General features: G+C 42.3%; 11 protein-coding genes. 2 read left to right on the top strand and 9 right to left on the bottom strand.

Annotated features, from left to right (window positions below; translation table 11 throughout):
- Positions 1–456: 456 nt before the first annotated feature.
- Positions 457–975, bottom strand: coding sequence for a hypothetical protein (locus RDO37_RS09165; RefSeq protein WP_044122124.1), 519 nt, complete (start codon positions 973–975; stop codon positions 457–459).
- A gap of 464 nt (positions 976–1,439) precedes the next feature.
- Between RDO37_RS09165 and RDO37_RS09160 the strand changes: the two genes are divergently transcribed.
- The gene (locus RDO37_RS09160; RefSeq protein ID WP_308498860.1) at positions 1,440–2,906 is read left to right on the top strand and encodes a methyltransferase domain-containing protein; all 1,467 of its coding nucleotides are present in this window, start codon (positions 1,440–1,442) and stop codon (positions 2,904–2,906) included.
- A 106-nt stretch (positions 2,907–3,012) separates the two neighbouring features.
- Here the strand turns inward: RDO37_RS09160 and RDO37_RS09155 are convergent, their stop codons facing one another.
- The 4 genes from RDO37_RS09155 to RDO37_RS09140 all read right to left on the bottom strand — a co-directional run bounded on the left by RDO37_RS09155 (position 3,013) and on the right by RDO37_RS09140 (position 13,302).
- Complete coding sequence (locus RDO37_RS09155; RefSeq protein ID WP_308498859.1) at positions 3,013–8,085, bottom strand: DEAD/DEAH box helicase; 5,073 nt, start codon at positions 8,083–8,085, stop codon at positions 3,013–3,015.
- Between the two features lie 266 nt (positions 8,086–8,351).
- Positions 8,352–9,380, bottom strand: coding sequence for a hypothetical protein (locus RDO37_RS09150; RefSeq protein WP_308498858.1), 1,029 nt, complete (start codon positions 9,378–9,380; stop codon positions 8,352–8,354).
- Positions 9,380–11,725 carry a hypothetical protein gene (locus RDO37_RS09145; RefSeq protein WP_308498857.1) on the bottom strand — a complete coding sequence of 782 codons (2,346 nt, stop codon included), beginning with the start codon at positions 11,723–11,725 and terminating at the stop codon, positions 9,380–9,382. Before RDO37_RS09145 ends, RDO37_RS09150 begins: the two co-directional genes overlap by 1 nt.
- A complete protein-coding gene (locus RDO37_RS09140) occupies positions 11,722–13,302 on the bottom strand; it encodes a hypothetical protein (RefSeq protein WP_308498856.1) in 1,581 nt (526 codons plus the stop codon). Before RDO37_RS09140 ends, RDO37_RS09145 begins: the two co-directional genes overlap by 4 nt.
- 457 nt (positions 13,303–13,759) lie before the next feature.
- Here RDO37_RS09140 and RDO37_RS09135 point away from each other — a divergent pair, with 457 nt between their 5' ends.
- The gene (locus tag RDO37_RS09135) at positions 13,760–14,149 is read left to right on the top strand and encodes a heme-binding protein (protein ID WP_308498855.1); all 390 of its coding nucleotides are present in this window, start codon (positions 13,760–13,762) and stop codon (positions 14,147–14,149) included.
- Between the two features lie 115 nt (positions 14,150–14,264).
- On the opposite strand, the gene RDO37_RS09130 is transcribed toward RDO37_RS09135, so the two are convergent.
- The 4 genes from RDO37_RS09130 to RDO37_RS09115 are packed head-to-tail and all read right to left on the bottom strand — an operon-like array spanning position 14,265 to position 25,483.
- Positions 14,265–19,550: a DEAD/DEAH box helicase gene (locus RDO37_RS09130; protein WP_308498854.1), complete on the bottom strand. Its 5,286-nt coding sequence runs from the start codon at positions 19,548–19,550 to the stop codon at positions 14,265–14,267.
- On the bottom strand, positions 19,550–20,905 hold the full coding sequence (locus RDO37_RS09125; protein WP_308498853.1) for a hypothetical protein: 1,356 nt from the start codon (positions 20,903–20,905) through the stop codon (positions 19,550–19,552). The genes RDO37_RS09130 and RDO37_RS09125 overlap by 1 nt, the downstream gene beginning before the upstream one ends.
- Positions 20,906–20,907: 2 nt before the next feature.
- Positions 20,908–23,910, bottom strand: a complete 3,003-nt coding sequence (locus RDO37_RS09120; protein WP_308498852.1) for a hypothetical protein — start codon at positions 23,908–23,910, stop codon at positions 20,908–20,910.
- Positions 23,903–25,483, bottom strand: coding sequence for a hypothetical protein (locus tag RDO37_RS09115; protein ID WP_308498851.1), 1,581 nt, complete (start codon positions 25,481–25,483; stop codon positions 23,903–23,905). The genes RDO37_RS09120 and RDO37_RS09115 overlap by 8 nt, the downstream gene beginning before the upstream one ends.
- Positions 25,484–25,493 lie beyond the last annotated feature (10 nt).

The raw sequence follows: 25,493 nt of genomic DNA, 5'->3' as shown, positions 1-25,493 counted from the left end.
TGGCTATTTTTTTTACTAACTTTTGCAAAACTATACACAACGTGGATCACTTTTAAATTTTAGCCAGAGGATCTGTTTTCATTGCGTTAATATGCTCAAATTCATTGCACACGACAACACGCAAATAAAAGTCTTGAATGAAGACATAGCAAAGCCAATCCACACGCTTGTCATGCCTTGCATATATGAGCTGGCTCTTTAGCATCATTTAGTACCAGCATTTCAAGCAAAGCCAGATGCAATAAGGGCTGAGGGCCATTTTTAATTTTTTACTTGTGGGGTGTGCAACGGCTTACAAGCCCATCATGCAAATAAGGACTATAAAGAATTAGTGGTTAATTATCAGGCCATGAGTATCAGCGCCCGCTCTACATTGGCGCTATGGTTTTTAGAGACAAAAAAGCCTGCACGAGGCAGGCTTTAACATATACTCACTAGATTAGAGAAATCTTTACACTAGATAGGGCAGTCTTTGTGAGCGTTCTTTTCAGCAGTCTTGTAGCTGCCATTTACAAGAACCTGCACATCAACAGTGTTGTCGCTACGGTTGATAAGACGAATCTTAGCGCCCTTACGATAATTGCAAGAGAATGGCTGATCAACCAGAATTAGACCCTGATTGGTATTCACAGTCAGACGAGCGCCATCAGTAGTTCTGTCCATTACCATACTTGCGCCGGCAGCTAATAAAGCACCAATACCTGCACCAATTAAAGTTGATTTGGTATTGCCACCAAGGATCTGACCTGCTGCAGCACCTGCAACGCCACCAACTGCAGCTGTGTTTTTGGTGTTGTAGTGGTTAAGATCAATGGTGATGTACTCAATGTCGGTAATCACGCCTTCAGTAAAATAAGATACTGAACCGGCAGTACTTGTTGGATTGGTACAGCCAGAAACTACGAGGGACGCAGAAAGCGCAAGAGCAATGGCAGAACTAGACACAATGCCTTTTTTCTTCAGTAAATTGCGCATGAATTACCCCTTAATCAAACAAATATCTGCCAGCTAGCAAGGGCAGAGTATATTGCTGCCGCAGTATGTGTATGAGCGTCAGCTTAATATAAAACGAATAAAACCTGTTATAGCCATTAAGGCTGTCTGATATACACTTAGGATAGCACTAAAAACTTAGAGTTAACCTAGATCTGCAAAAAGATAAGGAATGTAGCTTATATTAGCCATTTCATGGCTATATATGGTGGGCATTTAAGGCAATTGTCTACACATAGCTTTAAGAGACTAACTTGAAGGTGTATATACCTCTTGTTCTTGCATAAATGAGCATAGGCAAGATGCAATGGAATGCTCTAACAAGCTTATTATTTATCTTGTGATTCGCTACAATGTGTACTCACTCTTATGGATATGCCAGTATTAATGGCCATCTATATGATTGACTTGCTCCACTGACACATACCCAAGCTTAGGATCTGATCATGTCTCATACATCACTAGTCACAGTTACTAAATTGTCGCCAAAAGGCGAGGGTATTGCGCTTGATGCAGGCCGTGAAATCTATATTGAGAACGTGTTAGTAGGAGAACAGGTAGAAGTTGAAGTAGGGCAGCCATTTGTACCAAACTCCAAACGTTGCCCAGGCAAGGTCAGATCCATAGTTAAGCCATCTAAAGATCGTCAGAGCACTGCTTTGTGCCAGTACTTTGGCTCATGTGGTGGCTGTGCCTTGCAGCACATGACTTATACCTCTCAGCTTAAGCTCAAGCGCTCAGATATTAAAGATGCGTTAGAAGATGTAGTCAAAAGTCTCAAGCGTCCAGACCTTCTCAATAGCGACATGCTTGATGACTTTATAAGAGAAACCCACTCTTGCAGCGAACAACCTTGTCGTTTCAAATCGATTCGCTACTTTGCCAATAACACTCAAAGCAATCAGCTAGAACAAGGCTTCTTTGCCTCCCGTAGTCATGATCTGATTGCCATTGACAGTTGCCCATTAGAGCCAGAGTGCTTTGCCATTATTGCAAACGAGCTCAACACTACCCTGTCATCATTAAACCTGAAGGCTGTAGATGGCGCTGATAATGGCACTCTCAAAGCTATGCAATTGCGTCAATGTGATGATGGTGTAGCTGTATTACTCATCACTACACAATCTCTTACTTCACAAGAGCAAGAGACGCTTAAAGCTACTGCACAGAGCCTAGAGCTTGCCTCTTTGTATGTGGGCATTAATACACAAGACGGTAACTCCCTGTACTGTGATGAAGTTACTCTCATCCATGGCGCATCAAGACTTAGCAAGAGCATTGCGGGCAAAGATTTCTATGTTGGTCCTCAAACCTTTGTGCAAGTTAATTATGACGTGTGTGAGCAGCTCTATGGAGCTGCTGTAGCTCACTGCACATCAGTTAACGCAAGCGCAAGCGCAAGCGCTTGCGCTAACTCAAATGCAACAGAATCAGGTGCGGGCGCTGCATGCAAACAAGCTAGAGGCAAGGCCATCGATCTTTGCTGTGGTGTAGGCACTATGACCTTGGCACTTGCAGATCACTTTGATGAGGTTACTGGCGTTGAGATCGTGCAGTCATCGATTGATGCTGCTAAAGAAAATGCTCAGCGCAATGGCATTAGCAATGTAAGCTTCATTGCATCAGATATGTCTAAGGCACTGCCTAAGCTTTTGAGCAAAGATATGCTCAGCGATGTTAAAGCTGTGATCGCCGATCCTGCTCGTGCTGGTATCGGTGCTAACAATGCAGCCTTGCTCGCCAAGAACAAAGGCCCTTGCAAGGTCAGCATGATCTTCTGCTCATTAAAGGCCTTAAAGCGCGATCTTGCCCCATTACTTCTAGGTGGCTTTAAGATTGATTACGTACAGGGCTTTGATATGTTCCCTCACACAGTTCATATCGAAACCTTAGTCTGCCTAACTAAAGACTGACCTAATTTTATAATGTTCCCATAACGAAAAAGCCCGCAATGTTTCGATCTTGCGGGCTTTTTCTTTCTGCTATCTTGCAACGTTAAGTTGTTTTCTAAGCTTAAGGTTAGCTATATATACCAAAACCGTGCTTAAGATGATCCATAGCATATGGTTTGGCATACTTAAGTAGGGCATCGCTTATAAATATAGTGTTATTCTCATAAGGAAGACTCCACATTGCAGGGTAAATAATAATTTGTTTGCTTACTCCTGCACTTTCACCAGTAGTTTGTTGCTCATCCATTTGAAGCGTAATACCAGCATTCGTAATGATGTTTTTTAATGAAGCCAAGAGCGCTTGTTGCTCTCTTAGCGGAATAGATTGAGGCAATTCTCCTGTCTTAGCCCAATCAAGTAAATGTAATGCCTCTTTTCTGTCAAATACTCCATGTGCGTACTGGTTTCGGTAGTGTTTTAGACAATTAGAGCATGCTGATTGGCAATTGCATTGACTTAGAATGTTTTCAGCCTCTACCAAGATGTCGTTAATTCGTTGTGCAGCGGCAGATGAGTATCCTGCACCACTAGACAGGCTATCGTATAGGTAAATGTCTATGAAACATCCTGAACTTCCTCGTCTAAAACGGAAGCCAGATACTAGCTCTGTAAATTCAACGTCTAAAAGTTTACTTGCTGCTAGTCGTATGGCTTCAGCTAAAGATTGTGAGGCTCTATTTATCCATGACTTGTCATCAGAGTTGATATCGATCTTAGATGAGTCAATGGAAAACTCTAGTACCAGCATATCGGTGATGAAGTCATAGCCCAAATTGATGTTTTCAACATTTTTATGTGAACAAGGTTTAAGAGTTTTATTTCGCAACATGTATGGGCGTGAAATACCTTCTAGAATCGTTGGCTTGTCTCCTGGTATTGCCGCACCGCAGTCTGAACACACCATGAATCCTTTTTCATAAGGACCTTTGTTGAGCATAATGATGCGCTGATTAGTACGCGAAACCATCTTGAGATTTGTGTAGCTATCAACATCATTCATCTCATCACCCTTTGGAAGGGTTGAGTATAGTGGCTGCTGCGCTGAACTATATTCTTCTGTTAATTGAGCATCATTAATGTCTCTTGCGTTCTTTGGCGCAAATCCCCAAGGAATAAGCATAGGTCGGTCATTTTCTAAATCATGGTTACCACAGAATGGGCAAGTACTTTCATGATCTGTAGCAAGTCCGAACCAATCGCATTTTTTACATCTAACAATTTTCTTTAAATAATTAGGGTCCTCCATGAATGATTTCGCTGGCGAAAAGATATCTCTTTTAGTTGAATGTGGAGAGTAGAAGCCTCCGATCTGATAGGTCTTCTTATCTATAACAAGAGAGCGGCCAGGAGCCGATTCGCTAATTGCAACTTCTAAGCTACGCCCAACCTCGGATGTAATATTACCTTTCTTGTCAAAAACGTATGTGTTGACTACGTTTTTAGGGAAAGAATAGGTAGGGATCACACCTTCACTATATAGAGCATCTAGCAAAGCGATATGTTTGCTTTTTCCACCATCAGTTGCCTCTCCAAAGAGTTCAGGAGTTCTGTCTCTTTTTGTCTTTAATTTGGTCATAGCGTCTTTAAGATTTTCTCTGAATAGAGCAATATCCAAATCATTCTTTAGTGGCAGCAGCCCTTTTATATGTGACTCTTCAATGTTATCTATGTAGTGATTAAAGTCATCTAGCGTCTCATCTAGGAACAATACTGCATCTGTCTCATCAAGACCATTCTTTGCGATATAAGGGAATTCCTGGAGAAGGATCATGGCAAGATGACGTTGTAAAAGCTTAGTACGTTCAATGTCAATCCACGGCCTACGTGGATCACCTCTAAGCATTGGTACTGGATTGTTAAAGTACAGAGAGTCATGAGCTCCACCCTCACAATAAGTCACAATAGTTGAGATCTTAGAGCCGCGACGACCAGCACGACCAGCACGTTGCTGGTAGTTCTCCCGCTTTGGAGGTACGTTGCGTAAACCAACTGCAACCAATGAACCGATATCAATACCAACTTCCATGGTAGTGGTAGAGCTGAGGATATCTACAGGTGTTTCATTATTCTGTAAGATATCTTGAAAGCGCATCTCATACTGTTCTGTTCTAGACCACTGAGCATTACGTTGATCCTTAAAAGAAAGCTGTGCGGTATGTTCTTCAGTATTGATAATGCGGATTTGTTTTCCATTTAAAGCATCATCAATAGGCTGACGCCAGAAGTTAAGCGCACTGTACTCTTTTGGTGTCATTTTATGAGTATGTTCAGAGCCGCAGATAGGACATTTACCTTTTAGCAGGAACGGACTTATTTCAGAACAAGTTTCGCACTTAAACCAGATGTGCGATGTATTGAATCTAGGTTTTACGTTAGATGTGTCAACATAGAAATATGGGTTATTGTTGTTGCCGTTTTTCTTGAGCAAGCGTTTGGTAAAGACTTCTCTTAGTTTTATGACGACTTTATCATCTTGCTTCCACCCCATAATATTCTTAATATTTTCAGAGAAGTCCCAATTGTCTTCTAGGCCATAGTGGTTGAATCTCTTTCTAACGCGGTAACGAACCTTATCATGAATGTCATGGCCAATGGCTGTGCCTTTATCAAAAGCCCAGATAAACCATGCATGACACAACTCAATTAGCTCTTCTTCAGAAAAAAATATCTGTGAGGAATCCAACTCATCAAGCATATTATCAAGGGTGTTATAAGTGGGCTCAATCCATGAGGATGCTGATTCATATAGAGTATTGTAGCTACCAGCGAAGAGTCTAATTACGTATTCTTGAATTTCTATTGGTGCGTTTGATAGCGAGTATTCTGCTGTATAACCTCTATTGGCTCTTCTGCTACGACGATTGCCACGCTCTGCTTGGCTCAGATATTGTTGGAAAGATTCTAAACAAATCGTGCCTACATCGCAAAATGTAGTGCGGTCATCCCCATGCAACATGCTCACCCCATGTTGTTTTGCGCATAATGCAAGGAAATCATACAGATCGCTTAATGAGTAGTCATTGTTATTGTCGCTTAACTCTTCCATTTGCTTAATTGCTAGCACAGTCAATTGTCTAGCTGCAGTTATCTCCGAGTAGCTGCTCATTTCTTTGGCAAGCTTTGCTGCTCGCTGACGGCTATCAGAGAACAGTAAGACTTTGCGTCCCTCATTTGGGAACTTGTCTGCATGTCCTACTTTGCTTGGAACAGGTGGCTGTAATAAGAACTGCGCCTTGATAAGGTTGAAAAATGAAAGATTTCCTCTAGTGTTAAAAGGACTAAGTTCTGCAGATGCAAATTGATGGTTACAGTGCGGGCAACTAGAGAATGTGAGGATATCTGGCTTTCCTTTAGCCTCGAAATCCATGTAGTAGAGCTTTCTGAATCCATTAGCCCCATCTAAAGAGTCATCGCCAAAATGGATATAGCCACTTTTGATATCTAAATAGCAAGGTACTTGTTGATTATCTGAGCTAGTTTGCTTTCTAGTAAATCCGGCAGGAGGAATATACAGATGGATCTCTTTAAGATTTTTATCCATGACTAAGCCATGGTTTCGCCATAAATATTTGCTGCCATTAAGGCCTTTTGAGTCAAGGTGAATGTAGCCTTTTAAGAATAAGGCTCCACAGCGGCGATCATTATAAAGCTCGTACATCTGGCTGCCGCAATGAGGGCAAGATAGGTGATCATTATTTAAGAAGATCGCTCCTAATGTAATTCCATCTTCAGTATGGGATTCTTTGCATTGTGGATTAGTGCAAGCATAAACACTATTAAAGCCTCTAAAGAGCATATGCATGCGAGCCGGGAAGAGTATTGCTCCTTTAGTGTTTTTAGCAAGCGGAGCTATGGCAAGAAGCACGCTTACAGCGCCTAAAGCATCATCGTAATTAAGATCAGGAAATATTGACTTAGCAAGCTCGTCCATTGACACGGCATTACCGCGACAATGTAGTAGGAGCTTATTAAAAGGCTTATATAGCGCAATGTTAGAGTACATCCAATTGCAAATGGACTCGACTGAATCTAAAGATTTATCGAATCCATTAATATTTGACCAGAAGTCTTTGAGAGCATTGAGTTTTAGTACATCATCGCTTTCAAAATCAACTGGATTTGCTCTTAATAAAAGATCATTAGGTATGTCGTAAATTACTTGCCCATCAACGGTTTCTCTTTCGCCGCGCAAATATACGAATGAAGACTCATCGCCAGCATCATTAACCGAGAGAGAGTTTGCAAAACGCATGACTGCAGTTCTATCTGCCTCATCCTGGTTTGGCATACTTGCTGTAGTTAGAATGAATTGAACGCGATCTCGTGAGATATTTAGTTTATGGAATAATCTACGAATTAATAATGCTACTTCACCACCTGATGAGCCACTGTACATGTGGGCTTCATCAATGATGAAGAGCAATTTATTCTTATCATCAGATTTAAGCCATGATCTAGTGCTATCCCAAATATTACTCTCAAGGTTACGTAACAAAATGCGCTCAAGCATCGAGTAGTTGGTAATGAGAATATCTGGGCAACACTGTTGCATTTCAAAGCGAGTAATTAGCTCAGCATCTTCAGGATCTGGGGTGTGATTAGACTCTAGTAGTCTGGCTAAAAAATCTTCAAAATTTGCTTTTGCGGGTAACTTGCCTTCCTTAATTAGGGTCTGTATGAAGTCATTATTATCGTTATTGTCTGCATTAAAGATTTTTTGAAAGCTTTCAACCAGCATTTTGTCTTGCAATGGAACAGGTTTCTTTCCTGAGTAAGGTGTTCGTCCTGTGTACATGCCAAACTGAGGTCGGCGAGTGTTTAAACCACATACGTTTCTAAAGGTTGAAATGAACTTACCATCTTGATCGCCTAGCATGCGACGTAAGCGGCTAACCTGGTCTGATACCAAGGCATTCATCGGATACATGATGATGACACGGACACCACGTATGTTCCACAAGTTACTGTTGTTACGTGCCTCAGTTGCTAATTTAGCAAGAATTGGCCACATGAAGCACTCAGTCTTACCTGAGCCTGTACCAGTAGAAACAAAGAGATCTTTGAGTGCAACTGAATTTTCTAAAGCACTAATCTGATGGGAAAATGGAGAGGTAAATACGCCTAAGCCATGTTGTGCCAATTGCAGGAAGTAATCCTTAAGCCATGGATCTAGATTAGACTTGCTGATGCCATTTTCGATACTTATGTAAGCAGGAGAAGACTCAATGAATGGCGTGCGATATAAAACGCGCTCCTGTTCGAGTTCTTTACTTAATGCATTGAGTAAGATGGGAGACTTTCTAAAGTACTGTGACTTGATATAGTCTGAAAGCTCTCTACAAAGTTCTTTGTGGACGTAATTGGCACCGTGGTTCATATTATCTAGACCTATAAATGCTAATTTTTTTATTTTGGCTGCTTGTTGTTATCCAATAGCTCTTCAAAGGTATAGCCTTGCGAGGATAGAAGCTCTTTAAAAACCATGAAAATATCCTTATTCATGATTCTAGAGAATACGTTGTTTATCCGGTTTGGTACACATGGCCAGCTAAATAGCATAAGCATATTTGCCTCAGTATTTGGCAACATATAACCGATTTCAACCTTTACAATGTCGCCATCAAACTCATAACTGATAGGTGGTAGCGTTCCGTATTTCTTAAGAATTGCTCTAGCTAATTGCTTTGGTGCTCCGTCTTTAATCATCCAAGGAGCAAGCTTGCTTATTTCTGGACTATTTTTATTATTTTTATAAAGATAATATTCTCTGGTACTATGGTCTGTAGTGCGGGCTAGAAGAATCTCAGCATTTTTATCGGTATGCGAAATCCAGTACTTTTGTCCCTTACAAGGAGAAATATTTAAATATTCAAGATCAGGATCTTGTTCGCTTATAACTGACCAATGAGCCATTGACATGACTTGCTTTAATTTTGTGTCAATATCAATATTTTCAATACCATAGAGCTCTTTAAGCGCATCCGAAGAGGTGCTTGTACCGTTGTGGTTGATGGAGTAAAAGCCCACCCCTGAGATACAGTCTATGTCTTCAGGATCAATGCCTCGCTGAAAAATAATATTGCCAACAGCTGCAGTCTTTAATATTGATTTTGAAACATGATACGGCGAGTGGTAAATAGTTGAGGTCGCGATCATAAGATTCACAATAAAGTCTTCAAATATTTGCCTACGATCCTTGAAGAGCTCTGTAAGATCTGGGTATATCTCAAGATAAGCGTTAAGTACGTTTTTGATACGGCTCTTAATATGAACTATTGATACTTTATCGTCATTAACTTCATCGAGTAGCGAAGCGTACCCCATAAGAGCACATACTGTATATATATTTCTATAAATGAAAGAGAGCTCTGTTTCACTCTTTCCTTTTGCGATCTTGTACTTTCTAGCTATTTGTAAATGAAGAACACTTTGCATTAGTCTTTGACCACAAGATAATCAATTAGATCTTTAATATTTTGGTACTCAACACCTTTATCAATATGCTTACCAAGCTCGTGGTATAACTTATCTAATGATTGATTTATGTAAGCTAATGTAACATCTTTAAATAACAGCTTAATCAAATTGAGCCCATTTAGTTTTGGAGTACTTTGGTTATTATTGTGCTCTGGCTTTGCAATGATGCTCATTATTGATGAGATATAGTTCATGTTGTTCAGTTGCAACGGACTAACATTACCCTTGTTTAAAAGGGCTAACCTTTCTCGGTTCACTATATCTGGGAAATAACTTTGCAGTGATTCATCAATATGTGAGCTACTGTACCTTTGGTAAGGTATGTCATTAATTATAGGCTCTATTAGAAAAGGCAACATGTAGTTAAAGAGACTACTTGGCTCAACTTGTAGTTCTTCTTTGAAAGGATGGCCCACTATAAACAAGATCTCATTATTTTTAAATATATCTTGGATGCGATTTACCCAACTGCTTGTAATGAGGTTATTAACAAAAACAATATGTTCGCCGTTACTGCCAATCTGATCTACTGCGGCCTGATTGAACTCGCCGGTGCAATTTAGTACTCCGTATCTACCGCTATCAACAGCGTAGCTCATTGCTTCGCATATGTCTTTAACATTTGGGCCAGCAAGTAATATAGGTTGCTTTAGGATATAACTTGCACACAGAAATACAGCAAGGCCATAGCAACATGCAAGCTTGCTGCTGTTTATAACACCTGCTTCAGATAGATTTTTCTCAAGTAACTCTATGACTTGATCCCATTTTTGAACAGGAGTTTTTTCGGAGTGCTTATCCGCAGATATTACAGAATATATGGAGTTATCGACTCCTTGATCTTTAACATCTAACGACAAAGGTGAAGAGATATTAGATGAATTGTGACTGCCAGTATTAATGATGTCTTTAAGCTTTGCCTCAAGATTTGCTGTAAGGTCCTGTATCTGTTGCAGTTTTGGATCAATCAGTTTTAACTTCTTCTTAAGATCGAGAACTTCACTGATATTAAGATTTAGCTCATCTTTAAGAGATTTGAGTTTACTTTGATCGCTTTCTTCTTTCATGGTTGTACTAGTGTTTTTGCCATCTAAGACTTCTTCAGGGATGGTGTTAGGTTTTATGGATTGAGCTGGGGTTTTAGGAATATCTTTCTCTTTTTGAGGTAAAACCTTAAATATGCTTTCAGGTATACCTGCAAAAAGTTTCTTATAAACGATTTGATGGGTGCTAAGAGTCATGGTGTCAGTAGTTAAAAAACTATAGACAGGAAGATCTAGATAATAGTCGTGGAGTTTAGAGTTACTACCATCGCATACAAGATCTTCTTTTGAACAAAGTACTCCCTTGCATCTTCCACCATAAGATTCCTTAAAGAAGAACATGACTCTATTTGAATGAGTCTTTTGCTGAACTCCTTTTAAAATTCTATCAACGAGCTCTTCTATACTGTTGACGCCATCAATTAAACATAGCTCAATATGGGATATATTGGGCATGTAGTTAGACTCAATTTGATCCTCGTCAAATAAAGTAATTTTAGGAACACTGCGCCATGACCAAACTCCATAAAAGCCGACGTCTTTAGGGCCGGATTTATGTTCAAAATATGCTTTAGGATTAAGTACAGATGGAGAGGTATATCTATCTTCAAATAGAACAAATTTATTTGTCTCAATATTTAGATCTGCTAAACGACGAATTAGCAAGCAATTTGAGTTATTGTTTTTTTGTACTTGAAATATAGATATGTTTCTTTCATGTAAGTTTTCGTCTATGACCTCATACTTACATGTATCATCAAAAGCACGAAGCTTCTGGCTCTTTGAGTCTTCAATTGGTTTTTGTTTATTTTCGTCATCTATGCTTGCAGATTGAGTATTATTCTTTTCAAGCTTTAATTGTTCTAATTCTTCAGCAGTTCTAATCTTGATTATTTCATTGTATTTAATACCGCATAGCTTGAAGTAAATTTCAATTGAATCTTTAAATATTGAATCAAAAATAGCCTCAGCAAGTCTTACATCTAATGGTGAAGACATCGGTTTGCCTTTGACAGATATGTCAATTAATTCCAATTGATTATCTATGGTGTCGGCAAAATATCTATATAACAATAAGTCTGTTTTTAGATAGCTAATAATGCGTTTAATGAAGGCTGCATTCTTCAATGACTCATGGATAAGTCCATATTTTGAAATCAAACTATTAGAGTCTTTAAAAAACTTACGGAATGGTTCGGATCCAATAGCATTGCAAAGCTGAGTTATTTCTTCGCTATTGAGAGTTTTCATGTAGATCATAGACTTCTTTCCTGTTTTTCTGTTTTTTCTAGTCGACAGGTTTGTTGAAGCAAGCGATAAGCATGTTCGTTCATAGTGCCGCACTTAATGCGCTGTCTAATCCAGGCTTGAATTTCGGGGTAGTGTTTAAGTTTAGCCTGTATGTTTCTCATTGCATGAGGCGTAGGGATTAGATTTGTATGAGTTGAGTTAAGACGTCTTAATAAATCACTTTCGATTAACCGGTCTTGTTTTGGTTTTCCTTTGTAAACAATATCTGCATACCAGATAGTGTCAAAGCCAACCAAGATCTTAATGCTGCAGTTGTATGAGATACCATGGACGATGTTGACTACATCTGTTTTGAGTGTTTGTTTAGAGTAAATTGCGCCGTCTCTGCTTATAACAACACATCCATCAAAGTTTATCTTGATGTGCAGACTAGTTTCTGTTAACAAAGATATGTCTTGCCCAGTTTTTAGCTCATTGTTATTACCATCCGTGACTAATGCATCAGGTTTAACCGTATCTTTAACTAACTTTTCTCTCCAAAGATAGGTTGAGGAAAGTATGGATACTCGTCCAGCTGTAACAAGCATTTGTCTATCAGAACAGTTAATCTTGTAAACCTTCTGACCTGAAGGAACTTCATAGAGAGGTTGTGCTGCTTTAATTGGTAGTGAATGTACTGCAGTTACATGTCCACTTACTAGTGCGTATAAGCTGTCGCTATTGTGCTTGTTGCAAAAAGCCCCTTCAACATATAAAGGCCATAGTGGTTGGAAAGAGACTGGGCTATTAGTAAGGCGACAGTGGAATTGTAAAAAGAATTTTGCAGCCTCGTGATCAAAACTAAGAGCGCGAACTTCATACAATACCCAATCATTACAACAAGTTGAGCCGCCTTCGATTTCGATACAGCCAAAGGTTCTAAAAGAGGCTGACTGAGGCTTCAATAGGTAGTATGACTTGTTGATCGTAACATCGGCATCATACGGTAACATCAGGCCTGTTTCTTTGTCGAATAATGCTCCGTAGCTATGTACGCCAGACACTGTTTGAGGCCAGTATTGACGAAGAGCTTTATTATCTTGAGAAAACTCAATTGAGAAAGAGCTATATGGTAAGTGTCCTACATCTAGGTAGGTAATGCGCCCATGATTGAAGCGTTCTTTGTTATATATGACAACATGATTACCGCATCCTTTTCCATGAATTTTCACAAAAAAGTCGTGGTTAAACTTATCTATTGGAGCGCGGATAAAGCCTAGCTCTAGCCTAAAGGAATTTTTTGTAACATCACGAATACGCAGAGGAAGATCGCGTTTGTGTGGATCATAGTTTAATTGACCGTTATTGCGCTTTGCTCTTTCTTGGCATACTTTGATCTCTTCGGATTTACTATGTTTAAAGTGAGGCCTGATCTTAGGGCCAGCTGCTAATAATGCATATTGACCGCACAAAGAACATAGCAATAAGCAGCTTTTGCTACTGATGCCGACTCCATGGCTATTTAATATTTCAGCCTCTGGAGTTGTTGGTTGCCATCCATGTTCAGTCCATTTGCAAACATGTTGGAGCATTAAGTCTGATGCCATGTTTTAGAACCTAACTATTGAGATGAAAGATCTTAAAGAACAAGTCAATCGTCCATAAAAAAGCGTACCCACATGTATCTGCAATTTAAAGCAGCATAAAGCTATAACATGGAAAGTAATAGTTCTGACGATTTAACATATGCGTACAAAAGTTAAATAGTGTTACAGCTAAATAGTATACATAGGATGTGATATCTAGTATCCATCATTAGTGTGATCAATCTAACAATTGAGAGTATTGCTATGGATCTAAGGCTAGAGTGCATGCCGCTTTGCCAGTTGCGCTCATATGCGAAAGTTAAAAATTAGGTGGGCATGGTCAGCTCGTCACGACAGCTCTTAGTGCTGTGCGTAGTGGGCTGGATCTAAGTTTTAACGATGGGCTTGTTTGAGCGCTTTTCTTGGAAGATTGGGATGGGTAATATCACAGATAGTCATTGAAGATAGGAGGTTTTTAATGGATGAGTCTTTGGTATTACAGGTAATTGAGAGAGCACGAGCTGCAGCTGCAAAAGAAGGCTTAAAGGTATGTATTAGCGTGGTGGATGCCTCGGGATTAATGAGCGGCTTTTTGCGTATGGATGACGCTTTGCCTGGGTCTATCGATGTGTCCATGAAGAAGGCTCGTACGGCGGCACTGTTTAGATGTGACAGTGCAGATATTGGTCAAAGAGCCTGTCCTGGTGGAATTATCTATACCTTGGAGGCTACTAACGGCGGCATGATTAGCTTTGGCGGTGGCGTCACGATCAAGGATGACAGTGGCAAGGTCATAGGCGCGGTAGGCATTTCAGGCGCTTCGGTAGACCAAGATCAGGCCATTGCGCTGTATGCGGCAGGCAGGTAGTTGTTAAGGTGCTTTGATTGCAGTCCCGCACTTATATCTTATTAGTGCGGGCGCTGCATGTAAGATGGCGGTTTGGAGCTACTAAGATCGCGATCTTGAGAGGCTCGTGTGTTTGCTAACAGATGGCTACTGGGAAGTAGTGTTTGAGTCTATCGATGGCATATGGTTTGGCGTGCTTTAGCAGGGCGTCACTGATGTAAACCGTGCCGCGATCTTCAGGGGCAAGCCACATGGCTGGATAGATCACAATGTCTCTACTCATGCCCGGGATCGAACCCTTGATTGGATCGCTAGTGAGATCAAGCTTAATACCTAGCCTTTCGATGATACGTTTAAGTGGCTCAATTAAGGCTCGTTGCTCGTCAAGGGTTAATGCCGGAGCTGCCTTGCCTGTACGTCCCCATTCAAGTAATTGCAACGCTGCATGACGATCAAGCAGGCCATGGAAGAACTGATTTCTAAAGTGCTTGAGGCACTTGGAACAAGCTGCGTCGCAAGTACAATCACTTAAGATCGCGTGTACATCTTGCAAGATGGTGCTGATATTTTGCGCAGCACTATCTGAATATCCTGCACCACTTGAGAGGCTATCGTACAGATAAATATCTACATATGAGGTGCCTCTAAAGAGTGAGGTGCCACCATCACGCAGACGATAGCCGGTCACAAGTTCGGTAAACTCCACATCTAAATGCTTACTTGCAGCTAGTCTTAATGCCTCAGCAAGTGATTGAGCGGCGCGGCTAATCCAAGTTCTATCGTCAGCATTGACATCGATTTTATTGTTATCAATGGCAAACTCTAAGACCATCATATCGGTAATGAAGTCATAGCCTAAGTTAACGCGTTGTACATTAGCGTGGCGACATGGCTTTAAGAAAACGTTGTGCAGTTTGTATGGGCGTTCTACATCCTTAAGCACGTCTTTGCTATCGCCAGGCATAGCAGCACCGCAGTCAGTGCAAACGGTGAATCCTTTGTAGCGAGCGCCCTTGTTGACCATGATGATGCGCTGATTGGTACGTGAGGCGATCTTGATGTTAGTGCAGTTATCCACTAGCTGTAATTGCTCACCTTCAGGCAAAGTTGAGTAGAGCGGCTGTTGTACAGCAGAGTAGGTCTCTTCGAGCATAGCATCAGAGATTTGCTCGGCATTGCGTGGCGCAAAGCCCCATGGACGCAGCATATTAATATCTTGTTCAAGATTAGGATTGCCGCAGAATGGACATTGATGTGGGTTATCCTCCTCAAGTCCAAACCAGCCACAATGGGTGCAAGTAAGCACGCGTTTAATGTAGTTTGGATCTGAGAAATAAGCCTTTGCTGGTTCCTTGATATTTCTATACGTAGCACTGCCTGGAGCGTAAAAACCGCCAATTTGGTAGGTCTTCTTATCTACTACGATAGCTCTACCCGGAGCATATTCACTAATAGCCACATCTAAGCCACGATCGATGGCGTACTTGGTCTTACCGTCCTGATCAGAGATATAGGTGCTAACCACATTCTTTGGGAAGGAGTAGGTCGGGATAACGCCGGCTTCGTAAAGAGCATCTAACAGAGCTTTAGGCTTGGTGTTAAATGGACCATGCTGTACGGTAAAGAGATCAGGGTGGCGTTCGGCCTTATCTTTAAGTTCTTCTAAAGCGTCAATGAGCTCGTCTTTAAAGCGCTCAAAGTTAAAGTCGACATCAGCAGGTAATTGCGCTAAGGCACGAGAGCGATCGTAAGTTTCTAAGTAGGCTATAAAGCTTTGCAGTTCTTCTTGCAGGAAGTCTACAGCTGCAGCTTTGTCTAAGCCGTTTTGAGCAATAGAACGATACTCTTGCAATACGATCATGGCCAAATGACGCTGTAAGAGCTTCTCGCTTTTGATATCAATCCATGGTCTACGGGGCTCACCGCAAAACATTGGCACTGGATTGTTAAAGTAAATGGAGTCATGTGGGCCACCTTCGCAGAAGGTAACGATGGTCGATAAGCTTGAGCCACGACGACCGGCACGACCAGCACGCTGCTGATAGTTTTCTCGCTTAGGTGGAATATTGCGCAGACCAACTGCCACAAGGGAGCCAATATCGATACCCACCTCCATAGTGGTAGTGGAGCTAAGGATATCTACAGGAGTTTCATGTTCTTGGACTAAGTCTTGGAAACGTAGCTCATATTGTTCAGTCTTTGACCACAGATCATCACGCTGATCTTTATGCGACAACTGCGCTGTGTGCTCCTCAGTATCGATAACGCGAATTTGCTTACCGGCAAGGGCATCGTACACAGGCTGTCGCCAATAGCTTAAAGCCGCATAATCGCTCTGACCCATAGCATGGGTATGCTCTGATCCACAGCTTGGGCATTTACCCTTAAGTAGGTATGGTGTGAGCTCTGAGCAGGTAGTGCACTTGTACCAAACATGAGTATCATCAAAGCGCGGAGTTACAGTGTTCAGACGGATGTAATTACGCTCACTCTTACCGCTTTCTAAGAAGTAGAGATTTAAGACATCTTTCCACTTAAATGCCTCAATATCATCCTTCTCCCAGCACATGATGGAATGAATGGCGGTTGAGAAAGTCCACTGATCTTTTAAGCCATAGTTAAAGCGATCAAAAGGACGCTTTACATTAGCTCTGATCTCATCGCTAATATTTTCACCCAAAGCCAGGCTTTCATCGCACACGTTCATAAACCAAGCATTGAAGAACTCAATGAACTCTTGTTTGCTTACTTCAACGCCAAGCTCTTTGAGTGCAGCAATAGCTTTGTTTAATACCTTGCGTTGCGGCTCAATCCAACATACAGCTGAGTCGTATAAGGTGTTGTAGCTTCCGGCAATCAGTCTAAACATATACTCCTGCATTTGCTCAGGAGCGCTCTTCGAGACAGGGTATTGCGTCTCATAGTCCTCGCCACCAGATAGCTCGTACTCTTCAATACAGCCTTTAGTATGCTTGATGAATTTCTCGCGATCTTTATCGTGGAAGAACTGAATACTCTTTTGGGCTGCAGCTAAGCACAAAAAATCGTAGAGATCTTCAAGTGAAAAAGCCCTCGGGGTATCTTCCATCAGTTTGATAGCTGAGACAAAGAGCTGTCTTGCCGCCATGATCTCAGAGAGATAGGACATGTCTTTGGCAAGCTTAGCTGCACGCTGACGGCTATCAGAGAAGAGTAATACCTTGCGACCCTCATTAGGAAACTCATTAGGCATGCCGGTTTTCCCTGGCACTGCAGGTTGCTGCTGGAACTGAGTTTTAATGAGGTTGTAAAATGACTGATTTCCCTTTGTACTAAAAGAGCTAAGCTGTTTGGCAAAGAGCATATGGCGGCAGTGAGGGCATTTAGAGAAGGTAAATACCTCAGGGCGACCTTTTGCCGAGTACTTGCTGTAATAGAGCTTGATAAGACCATCAACCTTGCCATCAAAGAAAGCATGGTTAAAGCTCAAAAAGCCGCTTTTAACATCTAAATAGCAAGGCCATACACCAGCGGTTTGCGAACTCTTAGGACGTTGTGGCTGATAGTCAGGAGACGGCAAGTACAAGTGCAGTTCTTTCATGTAGTCATCCATCAGATGACCATGATTACGCCACAGATATGTGTCTTGCTTAAAGTCAGCGTCTTGCTCAAGGACATAGCCTTTAAAGAATAAAGTACCGCAGCGTCGATCTCGATAGAGCTCATAGACCTGACTGCCACAGTGTGGACAGGTTAGCGTATCGTCAGTAAAGAAGATTTCGCCAATGGAAATACCATCGTGAGAGTGTCCTTTAGGACAATCAGGATTGGTACAGGCATATACACCGGTTAAGCCTTTAAAGAGCATGTGCATACGCGCAGGAAAGAGCACCGCACCTTCATAGTCTTTGGCTAAAGGAGCGATGGATAACAGTACACTTACTGCATGTAAACCATCTGCATGGCTAAGATTAGGAAAGATGTCTTTGGCAAGATCATCCATGCACACTGCATTACCACGGCAGCGTTCGATAAGCTCATTAAATGGACGATACGAAGCTAAATTGGCGTGCATCCATGCACAGATATCATCAAGCTCAGTAAGCCTATGCTCAAAACCCGCCACCTCAGCAAAAAAGCTTGTTAAAGCATTAAGCTTGCTCTGATCGTCATCTTCAAACGCACCTGGGTTGGCCTTTAAGATGGTGCTATCGGCAATATCATAACGACAGAGCGTGGCCACACTCTCTTGGGTACCAGTTAAGTATTCAAAAGGGCGAGAGCTATCATTAGCCGTAAGCGCATCGGCAAAACGCATCACTGCAGCGCTATCTAAGGCGCTCTTGTTTGGCATACTTGCAGTGGTCAAAATGAACTGCACGCGATCGCGGCTGATGCCTAGCTTATTAAAGAGTCGACGAATCAGCAGCGCTACCTCACCACCTGAGGAACCGCCATACATATGCGCCTCATCAATAACAAATAAGAGCTTGTTATTGCTATCGATATCCAGCCATGATCGGGTGTTCTCCCAGATCTTGCGCTCGATTTTACGCAAGAGCATGTACTCGAGCATGGAGTAGTTGGTGATGAGAATGTCTGGGCAATAGTTCTGCATTTCAAAGCGCGTAATGAGCTCAGCATCTTCATCATGCGGCTCATGGGTATGGAAATGCAAATTGTGCAAGAACAGCTCTACATCCGCTTTTGCCGGGATCTTGCCCTCATTTAATAAGTGCTCATAAAAAGCTGCATGCACGCCTTCTTTACGATCAAAGATGAGCTTGAGAGTCTTCTCAAGCTTATGATCTTGAACATCATCAGGCATTTCACCAGGGTAGGGAGTACGGCCTGTGTACATGCCAAATTGAGGACGACGTGATAGATTGGTTGCAGTTTCTCTAAAGATAGAAACAAATTTATTTTGCGGATCTCCAATCATGCGACGCATACGGCTGATTTGATCTGAAACCAGTGCGTTCATTGGATACATGATGATGGTGCGTACGCCGCGCTGTTCCCAGGAGTATGGGCTATTGCGTGCCTCAGTTACTAACTTGGCGAGGATCGGCCACATAAAACACTCAGTCTTACCTGAGCCAGTGCCTGTAGAAACAAAGAGATCGTGGCCTGCTACGGCTTTTTCTAATGCCTCAAGCTGATGAGAAAAAGGCGAGGCAAAGACGCCTAGACCCTCATGGGCAAGCTTTAAGAAGAACTCTTTAAGCCAATCATCAAGATGAGCCGTACTTAGGCCGTCATGTACGGTTAGGTATGCTGGTGATGACTCGATATATGGCTTTTTGTGCAGTAAGTTTTCCTGCTCAAGGCGATTACCAATGGCAGATAAGAGGAGCTCAGATTTACCAAAGTAATGAGCCTTGATGTAGTCAGCTAGGTCTGTACACAGCTGCTGATGAACGTAATTAGCACCATGTGGCATTAGCTTAAGCCTTCTAAAAACTCGTAACCTTGGGAAATAAGCAGATCTTTTAACACGACAAAGACTTCTTTATTGAGACAGCGTGCAAAATCAGGTGATGATGAGGTAAAACTCTCTGGCCAACTATAGAGTCTTAATAAATTAAGCTCAGGACGTGGCAGTAAGTAGTTTAAGTGCACATGCACCAAGTTACCATCCATTGTATAGTCAATTGGAGGCATGGCTTGGCGTTCTTTTAAGATTGCACAGCAAATAGTGCGATACATGCCGTTTTCCATCATCCACATAGGCAGTGGGCTGATGATTAGCTCTTCATCACGATAAAAGTACAGATAGTAAGAACCATTGCATCTTAAGATGGAGACAGCTTTAGCCTCAATCTCGCTGCCTGAGACACTTACGATCTCACCGAGCAACTCACTTTGATCCTCATAAAGATCAGCACCTAGGACGTTATCCATGCCCTCTGTAGATTGCTCCTGGTTTAGGCTCAAAAGATCTCTATGGTCATCCTGAGAGCGGTATGGTCTTGCTCTAGAGCCTGGAGCATCGAGATGTGAGAGGATGAGACCATTGTCAGAGCGCTGGGCTTCAGGCTCAATCATAGACAGTAGACCAAAGGTATTGCCATATTCGCTTATCGCTGTGGATAAGGGAGTACCATCTTTGCTGACGCTCTTTTTGTCTTTATTGACCCAGTAGCCTAAGGTAAAAGGGCCGTCGGTGCGTAAAAACTCTAGCTGAGATTTATCTAAGTAGCTTTTATGCCAAGTGGCGCGGTTAAGCGTTACGTGCAGTCTTTTAGACAGGGACTCTGTCTCAAGGCCAAACATGGCCCTAAGCGCCTTAAGATCCTTGGTGTTGACCTTACTTAGAGCTTGAGCAGCAAGGGGATCTAGATGGGCATCTTTTGGCTGTAGCTCATAGCCATAAAAACCAATGCCAGATACTCGGTCAATCTCATCAGGGCTGATGCCACGCATGAAGGTCACTTTGTCGTAGCGAAGCTGAACGCGCTTACTGATGGCCAAACGATAAGGACTTGAGTAGATTACGCCTGCATCTAAAAAGGTTTGATAGATGCTCTCTGCAATATCAAAATTAGCGTTACTAAAAGAGTCTTTAAGCTCAGGCATTAAAGATAAATAACTATCTAAAATGTCTTTGACGCGATACTTGAGATTGACCTTAGAGATGGTGGCAATAGACTCATCTGACTCATCGAGCAAAGAGGTGTAGGCCATCATGCCGCAGATGCTGTAGACAATACGTGCCTTATAGCTAAGTGCAGTCTCATTTTTACCCTGAACTAAGTGGTAGCGATTACACGCCTCGAAGAGAATCTTTTTGAACATGCTTAATTGCCAAAGATAAACTGCAGCTCATGGGTAAGCTCAGGGGAGATCTTAAGTGGAGCCATAGGATCTTCAATGGCATCTTCAAGCTTATTGATTTTCATCTGTGCATAGGCCAAAGGAAGCAGAGCTAGCACCACCTCAATATCTTTATAGCCACACTCATCTTCATCCTCTTCCATAAGATCAGCCATACGTGCAAAGAGGGTATTGACCTTGTTGAGCACCAGTGGCGATGGGGCAAAAGAGTTTAGCTTGCTAACAGCATAATCATCTTCAAGATCACTAAGCTTAAAGAGAGAGGCTTGATTAGTCATGCTAATCCCAGTGTACATGCCAGAGGCACTCTCTGAGACTAAAAACTCAGTAAAGATCGGGAGCATAAAGCCATATAAGCTCTTTGGCTCAACTTGCAGATCTTCTTTGTATGGATGGGTTGCAATAAAGAAGAGATCCTTATGGCTTAAGATCTCCTCAAGATGGCCAATATAAGCGCTTGAAATGAGATTATTCAGCACCACCAAGCGCTCTTGATGGGCTCCAAGAAGATTATGGATTTGCGCTGAGTAATTATCATCGCAAGTAAGGCAAGCATAGGTCTGATGACAGACAGCTGCAGCAAAAGCCTCGATAATATCCAGGCTATTAGGGCCTACTAAGATTAAAGGCTGCTTGTGCATATACGCTGCAATCAAGTACTTAGCTAAACCCTCAGCATAGTGCTCAGATACACCTGAGCGCTTGAGATTGCTCTTTAACACGCGAATGATGCCCACGAGAGAATCTCGCTCTTGCATAGCCTTAATCTTGCCCTGGCAGTCAAGTAAACGATAGTCCACCGCTTTAGAGTTCACACTCACAGCAGCTACGCTGCTAGGAGCAGCATTGACCGCAGGCGCTTGCTCATGAGATGCAACTGCTGCAGCAAGCGGGGCTGCACTAACCTGAAGTGCAACACTAGCAGTAGCTGCATTAGCAGGAAGGGCAATAGTAGCAGGAGCCGGAGTGGCATGAGGGGCAACAGTAGCCGTGGCAGCTTTTATTGGCTCATCAACTAACTGTGCTGTTGTTTGAGGCGCAAGAGCTTGATGACTGGTAGCAGCCTGACCTTGGTTGAGGGCAGTTTGGGCTGCTTTAATGAAGAGCATTTGCGCTACAAAGTCGGCGGCGTTTTCTTGAGCCTTTTGAATATGCTCGCTTACCGCCTGCTCGATCTTGCTTGCCTCTTGAACCTGAGTGGCTTTGAGCTTTGCAATCTCTTGGGCATGCTCTTGTTGAAGCTTGGCAATCTCGTGTTGCTGCTCGTCTTTTATCTTAGATAGGAGCATCTCTTGTGAGACGCTATCAAGGTTGAGCTCGGAGCGCTTATGTTCAAGATCAGCATCTAACTTATTAAGCTCAGCATGCTTGCTCTTAAGTAATAAAGTGACATCCTCAAGCTCTTGTTTAGCAAGGGTAGTTTGCTCTATAAGATCTTGATGCTCTTGTTCCCACTGTTCTTTTAACAGATCACAGGCCTTTTGCTGCAACTGACCATGCTTGCTAAGAGCAGCAAGAATCACCTTGTCATCAAAAGTATCATAGCTTACATACTCATGGGCCTCTTGCAGGAACTTGTGTAAGTAGGCCTGAGCTTGCTCGTAGCTGCAGTGACAGCTTTGCATGACCTTAGTGGTGAGATCTTCTTTATGCGGAATATGCCTGATGATCTCGCCAAGCTCATCAAATGTTTTAAAGGTGAGCTCACGCTCGACTAGGCCGCGCCATGATAAGGAGAACCATACGGTATCTTTGACGATCTCAAAAGGTGTCTTTACAGGACAGATAGCATTTGGCTTACCTAAGAACGCACTCTTATGCAATGAGTGGTCAAAAATTAAGCCAGAGAGAATGCTCTGAGGTCCAAACTCATAGACAGCAAGCTCACTGCATTGTTCTTTTAGCTCAATGCGTGAGTTTTTAAAGCTGACGTTTTGCGAAGAGCACAATACACCTACGTAGTTGCCATCTACTTTACGTGCAGTTAAGAGTACCTTCTTGCTAATCGGCTGATACTCTAAGCCCTCTTTAATCTTTAAGATAAGCTCATCAAGGGAGTGAATATCCTGAAGAATTACAACTTCGGTAGGCACGATCAGACTTTGAGGGCGGCTTACGGTGCTATCTGGGCCCTTTTTATGATTTGAGGTAGCTTTCTTAGAGATCGCCCATGACCATACCCCCACCGTGCCCTTGCTAACGGTGCTATCAGCAAGACGAATCTTATCAATACTCTCAACACTATCCTCGCTTGCGCTTGTCTTATGGAAGGCTTCAAAGAGACCATTAGCTTTAAGATCTGCAATGCGGATCAAATGTGTGTCCAGACCTGCACCTGCAACTACGCAAATGGAGAGCCGTTGGTTTTTAAGATGATCAATGGCGATGGTGTCATCAAAGCTGTTTAGATAAGCCTCATCATCAATTTTAATGACGCCACTTAGCTTAGTAAGATCCACAACTTGCTTGCGTAACGCGGCGATCTCAGTTTGCATATCCACCTTGCTAGCCATTTCAGAGGCTACATCTACCTTAGGCAGATTCTTAGCCTCATGTACACGATCTCCTTGATCCTGCTCTTCTAAAGAATCAGCATCCTGATCTTGGTCTGTAGCATCTACACTCTCTATAAGATCTTCAAGATCACTTAGTGAGGAGGTATTTTTCTTTGAATCTGCAGCTTTAGAGTCCTTTGCAGATAAGGATGCGATCTTGGCAAGATCTTTAAGGCCTTTATCTAGCTCAAAAGAGGAGCTGAAGGCACTCTCACTTAGGCTAGTGGAAGAGGAGTTATGGCCTGGGCTTAGCGGCTTATTAAGGTCGCTAAGACTTAGATCGTCATTGCGATCTTCTGCAGTACTCTCAGCGCTATTGAAAGACTCAAAGGCAGAACCGATTTTATTTAGTCTATCTAGAGCATTGGCGCTATCTTTTTGGCTCTTGTGAGGGTGAGTTGAATCACTCATGAGTAGTCTCCATTGCTGCTAGATCGTTGCGATAGATGTGCTCAAGTAAGCGGTATGCTCTTACAGAGATAGTGTTCTTTGCTATACATGTGCTGATCCATTTAGCTAATTGTGGATAGGCATGTAAGCTTCGTTGAATATTACGCAAGGTATGGGGTGCTTTAATATACGGCGCACTACATTGATTTAAGCGGAGCATGATTGTCGGTGCATCTAAGCAAGCTGAGGTGCTATCTTGCAGTTCTTTACGCTTGTACTCATGCGACCAGACAATATCATGGCCAATACATACCTCAACACAAGTGCCGTAGCTAATGTTGTGGATAGAGACGTACTGCTCTGCCTTGAGTAAGGTGCGCTCGATGATCTCGCCGCGATTTCTTTGCACGATGTAGCCATCGTAAGATGAGTAAAATCTTAAACAACCATTGATAGGTAGGTCAAAGCTCAGGCCGGTAAAAACCGCTTTTTCTTTGAGATCTGTGACTTTGACTTGAGGATTATGATCTGTGATATCTAATGGTTCTTTCCACAGATAGGTATATTGCAAAACATCAGATCGGCCAGTAGATACGAGCTGCTGTCTTTGCTCACAGCTTATACGATAGAGATCCTTGTCATCATGGCTCTTGCCAAGATGTTCAATATACGAGTTTGGGTAGGTCTTAAAGGCAGTGACATTGCCACTTACCAATAAGTACATATCCTGACTATTGTGTTTTACGCAATAGCTTGCATTGGCATACAAAGGCCAAATAGGTTGAATCTTGGCAGGGCGCTCAGTTAGACGACAATTAAACTGAATGAAGAACTTAGCAGCATTGTCATCATAGTCAGTGGCCTTAACCTCATACAGATATAAGCCCTCAAGTGATGCTTGCTCATGCTCAATACGCTCAAGTTCTAGTGACAAGCCTAGCTCTAAAGATAAGGGGCTATTAACTAAGATGAGGTATGGCTCGTCGATGAGCACATCGGCATCATAGTTTAAGCGTATACCCGTGCGCTTGTTAAACACCGTACCTTTTGGGTTTATTCCGGCAACACGCTCAGGCCAAAAGGCCCTTAATCCTCGTGGCTGGTCTTTGAGCTTAATTTGATAGCTCTCATAAGGTCTATAGCCTAAAGAGACGTAGGTGATAGAGCTAAGATTAAGATGCTCATAGCTATAGGCCGTATCACAAGGCAAGATTTTTATGCCAAAGTCAGGGTGAAACTCGGTAAAGGGAATACGAATCAAACCTAAGTCAAAGCGATACTTATTGGAGTACTGCTCTTTGACGATACGAATTGGCAGGCTATGGGCATTAGCTGAGTATTCGCGCGGCTTTGACGCAAAGGTGCGCTCTTTACATTCTTTATCTGCCTCACCTTTAGAATGTCTAAAGTGCGGTACTTGCTTGTCACCAGCTACTAAGGTGACAAATTGTCCGCATAGATTACAGATAAACATGCGCTGATCGATAGGGACGCCTGTCTTGCCCATAAGTTCATAGGCCTCAGACGCGCCAATAGCTTTCCAGCTATGATTTAGCCACATGGATACATGTGTAAGTGACGGCTCTTTGCCCATGAAAAATCCC

It is taken from the genome of uncultured Anaerobiospirillum sp. (genome assembly GCF_902485895.1).
GTDB lineage: Bacteria > Pseudomonadota > Gammaproteobacteria > Enterobacterales > Succinivibrionaceae > Anaerobiospirillum > Anaerobiospirillum succiniciproducens.
The sequence above is the reverse complement of the archived record's forward strand: the minus strand, read 5'-3'. Positions and strand labels throughout refer to the sequence as shown.

What these genes read in the sequence shown, in the direction of transcription:
- RDO37_RS09120 (WP_308498852.1), bottom strand. Translation starts at nt 23,910, where the DNA reads ATGAGTGATTCAACTCACCCTCACAAGAGCCAAAAAGATAGCGCCAAT.
- RDO37_RS09165 (WP_044122124.1), bottom strand. Translation starts at nt 975, where the DNA reads ATGCGCAATTTACTGAAGAAAAAAGGCATTGTGTCTAGTTCTGCCATT.
- RDO37_RS09145 (WP_308498857.1), bottom strand. Translation starts at nt 11,725, where the DNA reads ATGATCTACATGAAAACTCTCAATAGCGAAGAAATAACTCAGCTTTGC.
- RDO37_RS09135 (WP_308498855.1), top strand. Translation starts at nt 13,760, where the DNA reads ATGGATGAGTCTTTGGTATTACAGGTAATTGAGAGAGCACGAGCTGCA.
- RDO37_RS09140 (WP_308498856.1), bottom strand. Translation starts at nt 13,302, where the DNA reads ATGGCATCAGACTTAATGCTCCAACATGTTTGCAAATGGACTGAACAT.
- RDO37_RS09150 (WP_308498858.1), bottom strand. Translation starts at nt 9,380, where the DNA reads ATGCAAAGTGTTCTTCATTTACAAATAGCTAGAAAGTACAAGATCGCA.
- RDO37_RS09115 (WP_308498851.1), bottom strand. Translation starts at nt 25,483, where the DNA reads ATGGGCAAAGAGCCGTCACTTACACATGTATCCATGTGGCTAAATCAT.
- RDO37_RS09160 (WP_308498860.1), top strand. Translation starts at nt 1,440, where the DNA reads ATGTCTCATACATCACTAGTCACAGTTACTAAATTGTCGCCAAAAGGC.
- RDO37_RS09130 (WP_308498854.1), bottom strand. Translation starts at nt 19,550, where the DNA reads ATGCCACATGGTGCTAATTACGTTCATCAGCAGCTGTGTACAGACCTA.
- RDO37_RS09125 (WP_308498853.1), bottom strand. Translation starts at nt 20,905, where the DNA reads ATGTTCAAAAAGATTCTCTTCGAGGCGTGTAATCGCTACCACTTAGTT.